A 13,320-nucleotide genomic window follows, 5' to 3' on the forward strand; every position below is an offset into this window, starting at 1 on the left:
TGAATTTTAGGAGGATAAAAAATGAATTTAGAGATTAACGGAAAAACAATTGAAGTGAAATTTACGATTGGCGCGATTCGTGAATTAGATAAACGTTACCAAATTGAAAATGGCGCTGCCAAATTCGGCATGGGCATCAGTTCAGCAATGATTTATTTACGCCAATACAATCCAGTAATCTTAGTTGACATCATGGAAGCTTTACAAAGTGGGCAATTAAAAATAGGTAAGTCGGAAATTGAAGCATGGTTAATGACCCAAGATGTCAAAAAACTTTCAGATGACTTGCTTAAAGAAATGGGAAAGCAACCTCTTACAAAACCAATGATCGATCAGTTCAGCAAAGAAGCGAAGAAAGCAGAAGCGCAAGCGACCAACTAATTAAAACGAGCGATGACGTGTATCACGACATCGCTCTTTCTGCTTTTCGCTACTTAGGCTGTCGCTCATTTGAAGAAGTGGATCGGATGACCATGTCTGAATTTGAATTACGAATGATTGCTTTTAATTTAGCAGAAGTAGATGAAGAGCGGAAAAGGCACGAGCTTGCCTACTTAAATGTTAAAGCGCAAGCGACAAACAAAAAAGGAAAACCCGTTTTTGAAAGCTTTAAAAGTTTTTATGATTATGAAAAACGAGTTGCTGAAGTTCTGGCAGCTAACCAGCCACAACGAACAAAATTAAATGAGCGGAAAAAAACGCAACTTGCCACTGTGGCAGAGCGTCTACGCCGCTATCGAGAAGGGAGGAGAGTAGATGGAGAATGACAAAGAAAAAACGCCGTTATCGGAGGCAAAGAAAAGCCTTGCAGGCGTCCAACAAGCATTAAAAAGTATGAGCGGTGAGTATGCCTTATTAAGTGGATATTTAGGGGAAATTAGTGCGGGTGTCAATCAGTCAGCCACGGTCATGAACACATTTAAAACCGTCATGCAACAATCTGGAGAAACAGTGAAAAAAACAGGAGACGAAACAGCAAAGGCAGCAGATCAAATGAACACAGCGTTAACAGATTCTGCTGAACAAGCCGGTGAAGCAGCTAAAAAAGCGGGGAAAGAAACCTCTGATGGCTTTACTAATGCACAAAATAATATGCTGAGCTTTGGGACGGCCATGACTAGTGCCGTTTCCTTACCTATGCTGAACGTTTTAAAAACAGCTATGGGCGTCGGTGCTGGGGTCAGTGGCGAATTTCAAGGAATGCAAGGACTGATTATGGCTAGTGCAGGAGGGATTTCTGATTCATTGCAAGGCGAGTTGCAAGGGGCATTGACTCAGATGAATCAATCATTTGAAGCGGCGGCACAAGTGATTCAAAGCGTGATGGCTCCAGGAATGGAAATTTTGGTTCAAGTGGTTATCACAGTCGTCAAAGGCATTACAGCTTTGGTTAATTTATTTATCAAATTACCAAAACCCGTCCAAGTTTTTATTGTTGCCATTATGGGCATTTTAGCCGCCATTGGGCCCATGTTAATTATGGTAACGATGGCTCAGCAAAAATTTCAACAGTTTAGTGCTGGTTTGGCTCTTGTACAAGGAAACATTGGGAAGTTAGGTGGTGGCTTATCAAAACTAAGTGCTAGTTTTAGTGCCTTAGGTGGAGGACCATTAATTTTAATTGTAGCAGCCGTTTTAGCAGCGGTAGCAGCGTTTATTTATTTCTATAAAACCAATGAAACATTTAGAAATAGTATCAATAGCTTAGCTAGTGCCATTCAAGGAGCTGTTTCAGCGGCGTTTGGTAAATTGGTAGGACTGCTACAACAGATCCAGCCGGCCTTTCAACAAATAATGGCAGTTTTTAAACAATTTTTTGCAGTAGGCTTAGAGAAAATGGCGACTATTTTTTCAACAATTGGTCGTGTGCTAGCAGGCGTTTTTGCCAGCGGTTTGCAATTAGGTAGTAACTTATTAGGGCAATTTGGTGGCACCTTTGACAAAGCTGGTTTAGCGGTTGGTCTTTTGGTAAAAGTTCTGACAAAGGTTGCACTGGCTGCATTAGGAATTTCTGGGCCGTTTGGTCTAATTATTTCCTTGATTGTTTCATTCGTGACGGCCTGGATGAAAACCGGTGATTTGAGTGCGGGTGGTATTACCCAAGTCTTTGATAATTTAGGTAACACGATTACATCGGTTACAACAATGCTGGCAGCTAATCTACCGAAAGTTATACAACTTTTTACAACAGTCTTAACCAGTATTCTCGGGAAAATAACAGAAGCTATTCCAAGCATCGTAACCGCGTTATCTAGTTTAATTACGTTAATTGTTGGTGCGATCGTTGCCAATTTGCCCGTCTTAATTGAAGCGGCAACACAAATTATTACTACGTTGATTCAGGGGATTACAACAGTCTTACCAATGTTGATAGAAGTTGGTTTGAGCTTATTAATGACTTTAGTTAATGCGATTGTCACCGCCTTGCCAACAATTACAACTGCAGCGATTAATATCATCACTACATTAGTGACAGCTTTTGTCACAGCGTTACCAATGCTAGTTACAGCAGGTGTTTCAATTATCACAGCCTTAGTCAATGCATTTGTTACTATGTTACCGTTGATTTTGACTGCTGGTTTACAAATTTTGATGGCATTAATCACTGGGATTATGACGATTTTACCTCAGTTAATTCAATCAGCGCTGACGATTATTCTAGCGTTAGTGACAGCGTTGATAGGTGCCTTACCACAGATTATCAGCGCAGGTGTTAAATTGTTAATGGCGTTAATTCAAGGAATTATTTCGATTTTACCAACCTTAGTTGCGGCAGCTATTACCTTAATTTTGACATTGGTAAATGCCTTAATTGGTGCCTTGCCACAAATCATCAGCGCAGGCGTCAAATTGCTAATGGCTTTGATCCAAGGGATTATTTCAATTTTACCGCAACTGGTTACTGCAGCAATTACGCTAATTACCGCTTTAATGGGTGCGTTAATCAATGCGTTGCCACAGTTGTTAAGTGCTGGGATTCAACTGATTCAAGCCTTAATTAATGGTGTACTCAGTCTATTGGGTGCCTTGCTGTCCGCAGCAGGAACATTAATCTCACAAATGATCACGAAGATTGGTTCTTATTTTGGTCAACTGTTAGCTTCGGGCGGACAGTTAGTTGAAAATATCAAAAATGGGGTTACCAATGCAGCCGATCAGGTAAAAAATGCCATTGGTTCTGTAATTGAAGGTGCTTGGCAAGCAATCCAAGGTTGGTTTTCAAAATTCACCGATGCCGGTGCGAATATTGTCGGCATGATTGCTGATGGAATTACAGGCGCAATTGGAAAAGCCAAAGAAGCAATCGATGGGGTCGTCAGTAAAATTCGTAACTTTTTACCATTTTCACCAGCAAAAGAAGGTCCCTTATCTGATTTGCATAAATTAAATTTCGGCGGCACGATTGCCACGGGGATTTATGCAGGCGAAACAGCCGTTAGTAGAGCAATGGCTTCTATTTTAGACTTACCGCTGTTAAATGATTTTGCCTTGGACTTAGCTGGTCGAGGAAACTTCACAGCAACGATTGACCATCGTTTAGAAAATGATGCATACAATCGACCATTATTTGTGACAGTAGAGTCAACGTTAGATGGAAAAGTTGTCGCAGCAACTACGGCGCCTTATTTAGCAACGGAGTTACAACGACAACAAGTGAAACAAAATAACCGCTTAGGAAGGAGAGGATAACATGTATAAATTTGTTGATACCAATCAAGCAACTCGTTCAACGCCTCTTCCTTCAGAAGCGTTGAATTTTAACGGTCAATTTTTAGAAAAAGTCATCCCTGGCTATCAAACATTATCAGTTTCAGGACGAGAATTAGTTCCAAGCGAAATTGAAAGCTATCAATTAGGGATTCGTGATGGTAAACGTCACGTTTATGCGCGGATTCCAGAACGAGAATTAACAGTCAAATATCGGCTTTCAGCTGTGAATAATGAAGCGTTTCGAGATGCATTTAATCATTTAAATGTTGCTTTGTTTACGGAAAAAGACGTTTCTATTTGGTTTAACGATGAACCGGAAATGCTGTGGTTTGGTAGTAAGTCTTCAGTGAGTGATGTACCCGAAGGCGTTAACCAAGTAACAGGCACCTTTACTTTATTGCTTTCTGATCCGTATAAATACACACGGAGTGATGCGACTAGTGTGATGTGGGGTTCGCCAACCATTACATTTCAAGCGAATTACTTAATGGGGAATACAGGCTCAGGTGCAGTTGATTTTCCAATTTTAATTGAAGGTGGAGCCTATTGGGGATCAACCATGATTACGTTTCAAAATCGGGCTTACACGATGGGGGATTTAGGCAAAGAAGTTCGGCCAATTGAAATTTATCCTACGGTCGAAGGATTAAAAGTCAAACCGACCATTATTTTAACAGGAACCGGACGTGGTGTTTGGATTAAAACACGGAACGATACAATTAACTTAGGAGACTTTGATCGTTCGGAAATTATCATTGATACTGAAAATTTTTATCTGACAAAAAATGGTGCACCGATGATTCGACCAATGAACGATTTTTATCTATATCCCAATGAACCGCTGTATATTCAAGCCAAAGATAGCGACTTCCGCTTGACGATTCGCTATCCTAACCGATTTGTGTAGGAGGGTGATTAAATGTTAATGGCGCTGGATTTGAAAAGAACATATACGGCAATCTTGGATAATGCCTATCAAGTCAGTTATGAAAAAATAGAGAACAAAATTGGCAGTTTAGATTTTACCATGCCGCTAGATGATCCTAAAAATGAATTTATTGAAGAAATGCAATGGGTGGAACTGACCGACAATGAGAATGAATATATTGGTTTATATCGCGTGATGCCAACCACAATTAAGAAAGATGCGAACAATAATCAAATTCACTACTCTGCCACAGAAGCATTATGTACCTTAGGTGATACTGTCCTTTTTGGTTGTCACGAAATTAAAAACAAAACAACGAAAGAGGCCATTCAATTTCTATTGAATAAACAAAAAACAAAGCATTGGGTCCTAAAAAAATGTGATTTTTCAAGGAAATTAACCTATAAATGGGAGAATGAAAACGGGCTAGTCGAGCCTTTATTTAGCATCCCAGCCGATTTCGAAGAGGAATATCTTTGGCAATGGAATACAGAGGTCTATCCTTTTGAACTTTCATTAGTCAAACCACCAACAGAACCAGTTGCGCGAATTCAAGAAGGTTACAATATGCAAGGATTCGAAATAGAACGTAATCCCAAGATGCTAATCAATCGGATTTATCCATTAGGTTCAGGCGAAGGTGTTAACAAAGTCAATATTCGCTCGGTCAATCAAGGGGTTCCGTATTTAGAGAACAAGGCCGCAATTGACCGCTATGGTTTATTGGAGTCAATTTGGGTGGAACAGCGTTTTTCTGATCCCAAGGCATTAAAGGAAAATGCTTTGCGAATGTTAGAAGAATGGACCAAGCCACAAGTTTCTTGGGTAGTGACTGCAGCTGATTTAATTAAATTAACAGATCAACCTTTAGCAATCGATCGTTTGCGGTTGGGTACGGTTATCATGATTAATACGAATGAATTTGGGAGTGTCAACCTTCGTATCAAAAAAGAAAGTAAAAAAGATGTCTTTGGTGCCCCCCAAGACATTCAGCTAGAGTTGGGAAATCTGCAAGAAACAATTCATAGTACTATGACAGCTTTCAGTCGGAAACAAGAGATTAGTGAAACTTACGCACAAGGGGCGACGACACTTTTAAATCGTTCAATACAAGGAGAACTTAGCAAGACACAGCCAGTGGAGCTGAATTTATACTTTGACGAGGACATTCTTTATGTAAACACCTCAGAATTAACGTTCAAGGCAACTGCTAAAGGACCTTCGCATTCTGTAACGAATATTGATTTGGTAGTGGATGGCAAAAAATTACCCCAACTATCATTGCAACAACAACGGCTAAACATTTTGAGTTATTTACGAAAAACAACAGATGGAAAAATCGAACGCGGCAATCACACGCTTCAATTTTTCTCTCATCAGCCACTATGGTTGGATGCTTCGGTCATCTGTCGTGTGTATATTCAATCCCAATTGGGTGGCCAGTTTTAATAAAATAATGAAAACTAGAGGAGTGTGACGAAATGTCAGTAGAACATATTGAAGAATTAGATACCCTGAATCAAGGTCGCCTTAAAATCAATGCAATCTTGGATCAGTCGAATGCATCAGCTGAGAAAGTAGATGCTTACCAAGTCCAGTTAACGAATGGAATTTCTGAAGCGAAAAACATCGCAGATGAAGCTGGCAAAGAAGCCGTACAAATTGCCACCGATGCAGGCAATCAAGCAAATGAAACAGCCAACCAAGCGATGAACAATGCCAAAACAGCCATAACGATTGCAGGAAATGCAGTTTCAACGGCAAATAATAATAAACAAGAATTTGATACTTTACGAAATGATTTCGATCAATTAGTAGCAGAAGCGGGTGATAGTAATCCAGAAATTGTCCAAGCACGCACAGATACACAAGGCATCAAACAAGCTACCTTAGCGAATCGTCTTCAAATTGATTTGAATGACCGTATGACAAAAGCAGATGGTATTTCTTTATTGGCTAAGCCAACCACTGTCAAATTGAAGTTAGACTTTAACGGTAAAACGGCGGGCAATACAGCCACCAATGCAAACAGTTATTCCACTGATTTTACGGCTAAAATTCTTAAGAAGCCAACAGACGTTTGGGAGGAAGTTTCCCAAGCGGACTACAATAAAATGGCCAGCCGTGATGATGAGGGCGTGAAAACAGGTTCCACCCAAAGCGGTGTGATTCCGCAACAATTAGCGGCCTTCAATCTCGTTGAAGCCGCTAAAAAATTAATTCCACAAATGTTTGAAACATTCACAACTGACGAGGCGGTGGCATTTATTCGCCAGAACGTTCAATTTTTTACGATTAATCAACGTGTGAAAGCCGCTGCGCCCAATAATCAAACGATTAAAATCGCTGCGTATTTACCAACTACGGATAATTGGGTAACTCAAATCCAAGAATCAGCAAAAGAGTTCAGCGATTTTTCAATTCAAATCAATGATCAGAATTTTATCACAGATGAAGGGTTCATTTATTTGATGAGCTATACAGATTCATCGAATGGGGTGACGCCAGCCAGCGTAGAAGTTGATTACGTGGGACTTCATATTGGTCTGTCTGTTGATGCCCAAGCGGTTTTAGCGAAGAGTGGTTTTGTTCAGGCAGAGCAACTCAATACCCATGTGGAAAATCAGGATAATCCACACCAAGTAACCGCTGAACAAGTTGGGCTGGGCAATGTAGAAAATTATGGCTTCGCATCAGACAGCGAAGCAGTCGCGGGAACTTTAACGAGTAAATATATGCACCCGAAAAACGTTGCGGAAGCGATTAAAGGTCAAGCTGTGACACAAACAGGTGACCAAGAGATTGCTGGGATGAAGAATTTTGTAACTATGCCAACCGTCAGTGGTGTGCCTTTGGAATCCTCTAAAATGGCCATTTATGAAGCTAGTGGAGTCGGTGAAGTCGAGGCAAAATATCAGGCGGCCTTTAATAAAGTGAATATGAAATTTGTATTAATCAGAGTTGGAAATCGTGTCGATGCATTTGTAAGATGTAATTTGAGTGATCCAACGAAATTGAACAGTCAGGTGATCAAAGTTTTTAATGTTCCCACAGGTTATAGTATAAATTCTGTTCTCAAAAGAAATATTTGGAATATTCCTTTAACGGCAGTTCAATACAACTTTCCTCAACCAATTTGTACAGCCTTGTACGAAATAGATAATAAGGGAATTATATTCTGTTCTAACCGTGCTGGAAATATTTACCTACAAGGAAGTTGGTACACGGACGATCCGTTTCCGACAAAATAACAAGCTAGTTTAGGAGTCTTTTTATGGAACGTTATCTCAACACAATAACAATGCTTTTAAGCATTTTCGGTGGGATTGTCGTACGTTTATTAGGTGGATTAGATCAATTGTTGGATGTCTTTCTCTTTTTAATTATTGTCGATTTCATCACAGGTTGGATTAAGGCAATCGCCACAAAAGAATTGTCCAGTCGGATTGGTATGCTCGGAATTGCGAAAAAAGTGACGATGTTATTTGTGGTTGCTGTAGCGGTTCGTGTTGAAAAAGTTGTGGGGAACAATTTGCCAATTCGGGAAATGGTTCTGATTTTTTACATTGCGAACGAAGGACTTTCTTTTTTTGAAAATATTGCGACCTTTATTCCTATGCCGAAAAAGTTAAAAGAGTTATTTATTCAGTTAAAAAATAAAGATGATTAAGTAGAAGTGGTCGGGACAAACGTAGAACTTTCGGCTGATCGCCGAAGAAATTACTTCTGTCCCGCCATTTATCTGCAGGTTTAAGCCATGAAAGGGAAGTTATTTTGACTTTCCTTTCATGGCTTTTTTAAGAAAGGAGTATGCTATGTTTAAAAAATTAATGATTCAACTTGCTTTAGTGATTGGCTTAAGTTTAACGATTCCGATGACAGCTTACGCTTACACCATCGAAGCGGATCCAATCAACTTTACTTATTTTCCAGGCTCTGCAACCAATGAATTAATTGTTTTACATGAATCAGGAAACGAGCGGAACCTAGGACCACACAGTTTAGACAATGAAGTGGCCTATATGAAACGAAATTGGTCAAATGCTTATGTCTCATATTTTGTCGGATCTGGTGGACGAGTGAAACAATTAGCTCCTGCTGGTCAAATTCAATATGGCGCAGGTTCTTTAGCTAATCAAAAAGCCTATGCGCAAATCGAATTGGCTCGCACGAATAATGCGGCGACGTTTAAAAAAGATTATGCTGCCTATGTTAATTTGGCCCGTGATTTGGCTCAGAACATTGGTGCTGATTTTTCGCTGGACGATGGAACAGGTTATGGCATAGTCACTCATGATTGGATTACAAAAAATTGGTGGGGAGATCATACAGATCCTTATGGTTATTTAGCGCGTTGGGGGATTAGTAAAGCGCAGTTGGCACAAGATTTACAAACGGGCGTTTCTGAAACAGGTGAGACTGTCATTATTCAGCCGGGTAAACCTAATACGCCAAAATATCAAGTAGGACAAGCAATTCGTTTCACTTCAATCTATCCAACACCAGATGCTTTAATCAATGAACATCTATTAGCAGAGGCACTTTGGACACAGGTAGGAACAATTACAGCGAAATTACCCGACCGACAAAACCTTTACCGTATTGAAAATAGCGGACATTTGTTAGGTTATGTGAACGACGGCGACATTGCTGAACTTTGGCGCCCGCAAACGAAGAAATCATTTCTAATTGGTGTGGACGAAGGCATTGTTTTAAGAGCAGGACAACCTAGTTTGTCAGCACCTATTTATGGTATCTGGCCCAAAAATACTCGCTTTTATTACGATGCGTTTTATATTGCAGATGGGTATGTTTTTATTGGTGGAACAGATACGACAGGCGCGAGAATTTATTTGCCAATCGGACCAAACGATGGCAACACACAGAATACATGGGGATCATTTACTAGCTAAAAAAAAAGCCACAAACTCTGCTTTTATCAGAGTTTGTGGCTTTTTTTGCATTTAGCAGAGATTTTGCCAAAGGGAATAAGCAATGGAGACTGCGAAGCTAGGTACTTTTATGCTATAATGACAAAGTTAGTATTATCGGAACTGGAGGAACTATAATGGACGGCATTTTACCGTTATGGAAAGAACGTGGCATGACAAGTCATGACTGCGTATTTAAATTGAGAAAAATTTTACATACCAAAAAAATTGGTCATGGTGGTACGTTAGATCCAGATGTCGAAGGGGTCTTACCCATCTGCGTTGGCAAAGGAACGAAAGTGATCGAATACATGGTAGATTCTGGCAAAACCTATGAAGGTGAAATTACACTTGGATTTGCTACGACAACCGAAGATGTTAGTGGCGAAATTGTTGAAAAAAAACCAGTTACAACACCTCTGTCAACTGAACAAATTGATCAAGCAATGGCCGAAATGACAGGTGAAATCACACAAATCCCACCGATGTTTTCTGCGGTGAAAGTCAATGGTAAACGTTTATATGAATATGCGCGGAACGGGGAAGAAGTTGAACGGCCCCAACGAAAAGCTATGATTTATTCATTTGAACGTACTAGTGAACCAATTTTTAATGAATCCGCTCAAACACAAAGTTGGCGGTTTAAAGTGGTCTGTGGCAAAGGAACCTATGTGCGGACACTATCCGTGGATACTGGCAAAAAATTAGGCTATCCTGCCCATATGTCGGATTTAACGAGAACGGCAAGTGGCGGTTTGCAAGCTGCGCAATGCTTAACGTTAGAAGAAGTAGCCAAACAAATGGCTGCTGAAACAATTGATCAATGCCTGTTGCCCATTGAGACAGCAGTAGAACAATTCCCACGAATTGATTTATCAGATGAATTGTATCAAAAAGTAAAAAATGGCATGCGTTTGCACAAAAAAGAATTAGGAATAAAGGCAATGCCAGAATCCTTAGTTGCCTTATTTTACCAAAATCAAGTGGTTAGTTTATACATGCCACACCCAACGCATGATAAATTATTGAAACCAAGTAAAGTTCTACGGAACAATTAAATAAAAAAGAAGGAAGTTTTTGCACATGCAAGTTATTCAACTACATCATCCCTATGAACCCAATCAAATTCCTAATGAAGAAGTCGTGATGGTCCTAGGTTTTTTTGACGGTGTTCACAAAGGCCACCAAAAAGTAATTGAAACAGGCAAAAAGATTGCTGAGGAAAAAGGCTTGAAGTTAGCTGTGATGACCTTCAACCAACACCCATCAATCGTTTTTCAAAAAGTTTTACCAGAAAATATGAAATATTTAACTAGCTTGGAGCAAAAAGAACGCCTAATGGCCAACTTGGGCGTTGATATTTTATATATTGTCGAATTTACTTCAGCGTTTGCTCAATTAAAACCGCAAGATTTTGTCGACCAGTATATCGTTAATTTAAATAGTGCAGTGGCAGTCTCTGGGTTTGATTATACGTATGGTCCTAAAGAAATCGCTGGAGTCAAACAGTTACCAACTTATGCGCAAGGCCGTTTTGAAGTGGTGACAGTACCAAAAGAAGAAATGACTGGTGCCAAAATTAGCTCAACAAGAATTCGCGAAAAAATGGAAGCCGGTGAAATGGAGGAGGTCACGGAGTTGTTAGGATATATTTATGAAACAGAAGGAACAGTTGTCCATGGCGATGCTCGTGGCCGTTTATTGGGTTTCCCGACCGCTAATGTCAAAGTGAAAAGCACCGTGCGCTTACCAAGAATTGGCGTCTATGCTGTGCAAATCGAAGTTGGTGGCAAATGGTATGTCGGCATGGGCTCAATTGGTCATAATGACACCTTTGGAGAAGGACGCGATCTAACCGTGGAAGTCTATATTTTGGACTTCCATCAAGACATCTATGGTGAGCAAGTGGTGGTTCGTTGGAATCATTATTTACGTGACCAAGTGAAATTCAATGGGGCTGAAGCCTTGATCGACCAATTAAAACAAGATGAACGAGATACGGCTGACTATTTCCAACAATCTGAGGACAAATAATGAAGATTCGTCAAGAAAAACCTGCAGAGTATCAAGCTGTAGAGCGTTTAACGTATCAAGCGTTCAAGGAATTAAACTTGACCGAAAACTGGCGTCCCACAGAGCATTTTATCGTGCATTTATTAAGAGAAAGTGCCGACTTTATTCCGGAGTTGTCCTTAGTTTCAGAAACTGATCAAGGAAAATTAACGGGTCATATTATGTCTTCAAAAGCCAAACTACGATTACCTGATCATACAGAAAAGGCTGTTTTGACCGTTGGGCCGCTAAGTGTCCATCCAGAAGCACAGAACACGGGCGTAGGCTCAGCGTTAATTAAGCATTCTGTGCAGAAGGCCAAAGAATTAGGCATCGGCGGATTGATTATCCTGGGCCATCCAACTTACTATACGAAGTTCGGTTTTGTTCCAGCGACTACTTTTCAGATTACGTTACCGGAAAAAGAAACATCAGAAGCATTATTGGCTTTGGAATTACTGCCAGGTTATTTTGGCACAAGTGGTGGGGAGTGGCATTTTTCAACATGCTTTGCTTATCCAGAAACACACCTTGTAGAATTAGAAGCCTTTGAAGCAGAACTCGGAATAAATGAATAAAGAATAATAAGACACGACAACCACTAGTTAAGTACTGGTAGTTGTCGTGTCTTTACTACTTTTTACTACAAAGTAGTTGACAGAACCGGTACTCAGTATTATTATGTAGTGGTACATAGCAATAAAGAGTAGTTCAGGGAGGAAAAGCAGTGAAGCAGACAGAGTTGCTAAAAGGCATTTTAGAAGGTTTAGTTTTAGCCATCATCCAAAGGAAAGAAACATATGGTTATGAAATTACAAAAATTTTAAATGACCAAGGGTTTACTGAAATTGTTGAAGGAACCGTTTATACGATTTTACTGCGTTTAGAAAAAAATCAATGGGTTATAGCTGAAAAAAAGCCTTCAGAAAAAGGGCCAATGCGGAAGTTCTATCGCTTAACCTCATCAGGAGAAGCAGAACTCGCTGATTTTTGGCAGCGGTGGACGTTGCTTTCAAAACAAGTAAACAAGATGAAAAAAATGGAGGGATAGAGCATGTCAAATTTTAAAGCGTTGATCAAAAAAGTTGTTGGGGATAAAAAAGAGTACAAAGAATATAAACGACGGATTGCAGCATTACCAGCAGAGTATCGACAAGTATTTCAAGAAATTGAAAAATATGCATGGCATTTTTCAGATCATAGCGGAGCCAATATGTTCAATGCGTTGACTGATTTACTTGATCTGTTTGAAGAAGGAGCTGCTAACGGAACACCTATCAAAAATATTACGGGAGAAAAAGTAGGTGATTTTGCTGAAACAATTGTCAATGAAGTCGCTGGCAAATGGACTGATAAACAGAAAGAAAAACTGAATCATCAATTTTCTAAACAATAGTCAAAACAAAAAAAGGAGAATAAACATGGTTGAAAATTTTTTTAAAGAAGGAAAGTTGCTGGTTATTCCCAAGAAAAATGCGAAAAAAGTCCAAGTGTTTCAACGTGTGGCCAACCAATTTGAATTTGGGAAAGAATATACGGAAAAAGAAGTCAATCAGCGACTTAGAGAAATCTATGAAGATTATGCACTTTTGAGACGGTATTTAGTAGATTATCAGTATTTAGAAAGAGATAAGTTTGGAAAAATTTATCAGAAATGTGAGCAACACACAAAAATTATATAAATGTTTTTTTTTAAAA

14 protein-coding genes are annotated in these 13,320 nt (G+C 39.6%); all 14 read left to right on the forward strand.

Translation table 11 applies throughout. The annotated features are described in order from the left end of the window. Positions 1–21: 21 nt before the first annotated feature. The 14 genes from IGL86_RS05095 to IGL86_RS05160 all read left to right on the forward strand — a co-directional run bounded on the left by IGL86_RS05095 (position 22) and on the right by IGL86_RS05160 (position 13,304). Complete coding sequence (locus IGL86_RS05095; protein WP_002357848.1) at positions 22–381, forward strand: tail assembly chaperone; 360 nt, start codon at positions 22–24, stop codon at positions 379–381. 17 nt (positions 382–398) lie between these two features. Further along, positions 399–767 carry a hypothetical protein gene (locus IGL86_RS05100; RefSeq protein ID WP_002361692.1) on the forward strand — a complete coding sequence of 123 codons (369 nt, stop codon included), beginning with the start codon at positions 399–401 and terminating at the stop codon, positions 765–767. Then, entirely contained in the window at positions 757–3,690 is a 2,934-nt protein-coding gene (locus IGL86_RS05105) for a phage tail protein (RefSeq protein ID WP_033625332.1), read from the forward strand. The genes IGL86_RS05100 and IGL86_RS05105 overlap by 11 nt, the downstream gene beginning before the upstream one ends. 1 nt (position 3,691) lies before the next feature. Continuing rightward, complete coding sequence (locus tag IGL86_RS05110) at positions 3,692–4,618, forward strand: distal tail protein Dit (RefSeq protein ID WP_010777582.1); 927 nt, start codon at positions 3,692–3,694, stop codon at positions 4,616–4,618. Between the two features lie 12 nt (positions 4,619–4,630). Then, on the forward strand, positions 4,631–6,088 hold the full coding sequence (locus IGL86_RS05115) for a phage tail protein (protein ID WP_033625333.1): 1,458 nt from the start codon (positions 4,631–4,633) through the stop codon (positions 6,086–6,088). A 32-nt stretch (positions 6,089–6,120) separates the two neighbouring features. Further along, positions 6,121–7,890, forward strand: a complete 1,770-nt coding sequence (locus IGL86_RS05120; RefSeq protein WP_430605656.1) for a hypothetical protein — start codon at positions 6,121–6,123, stop codon at positions 7,888–7,890. A gap of 23 nt (positions 7,891–7,913) precedes the next feature. Further along, positions 7,914–8,309 carry a phage holin family protein gene (locus IGL86_RS05125; RefSeq protein ID WP_002357842.1) on the forward strand — a complete coding sequence of 132 codons (396 nt, stop codon included), beginning with the start codon at positions 7,914–7,916 and terminating at the stop codon, positions 8,307–8,309. A 118-nt stretch (positions 8,310–8,427) separates the two neighbouring features. Then, positions 8,428–9,552: an SH3 domain-containing protein gene (locus IGL86_RS05130; RefSeq protein ID WP_033625335.1), complete on the forward strand. Its 1,125-nt coding sequence runs from the start codon at positions 8,428–8,430 to the stop codon at positions 9,550–9,552. A 155-nt stretch (positions 9,553–9,707) separates the two neighbouring features. After that, positions 9,708–10,628 carry a tRNA pseudouridine(55) synthase TruB gene (truB, locus tag IGL86_RS05135; protein ID WP_002357840.1) on the forward strand — a complete coding sequence of 307 codons (921 nt, stop codon included), beginning with the start codon at positions 9,708–9,710 and terminating at the stop codon, positions 10,626–10,628. A 25-nt stretch (positions 10,629–10,653) separates the two neighbouring features. Beyond that, on the forward strand, positions 10,654–11,604 hold the full coding sequence (gene ribF, locus IGL86_RS05140; RefSeq protein WP_002363808.1) for a riboflavin biosynthesis protein RibF: 951 nt from the start codon (positions 10,654–10,656) through the stop codon (positions 11,602–11,604). Then, positions 11,604–12,200: a GNAT family N-acetyltransferase gene (locus tag IGL86_RS05145; RefSeq protein ID WP_002394392.1), complete on the forward strand. Its 597-nt coding sequence runs from the start codon at positions 11,604–11,606 to the stop codon at positions 12,198–12,200. The genes ribF and IGL86_RS05145 overlap by 1 nt, the downstream gene beginning before the upstream one ends. Positions 12,201–12,349: 149 nt before the next feature. Then, positions 12,350–12,673: a PadR family transcriptional regulator gene (locus IGL86_RS05150; protein ID WP_002357837.1), complete on the forward strand. Its 324-nt coding sequence runs from the start codon at positions 12,350–12,352 to the stop codon at positions 12,671–12,673. A gap of 3 nt (positions 12,674–12,676) precedes the next feature. Then, entirely contained in the window at positions 12,677–13,018 is a 342-nt protein-coding gene (locus tag IGL86_RS05155; RefSeq protein WP_002357836.1) for a DUF1048 domain-containing protein, read from the forward strand. A 25-nt stretch (positions 13,019–13,043) separates the two neighbouring features. Beyond that, on the forward strand, positions 13,044–13,304 hold the full coding sequence (locus IGL86_RS05160) for a DUF2087 domain-containing protein (RefSeq protein ID WP_002360471.1): 261 nt from the start codon (positions 13,044–13,046) through the stop codon (positions 13,302–13,304). Positions 13,305–13,320 lie beyond the last annotated feature (16 nt).

This window comes from Enterococcus sp. DIV0774, from assembly GCF_050539095.1.
In the GTDB taxonomy this organism is placed as follows: domain Bacteria; phylum Bacillota; class Bacilli; order Lactobacillales; family Enterococcaceae; genus Enterococcus; species Enterococcus faecalis.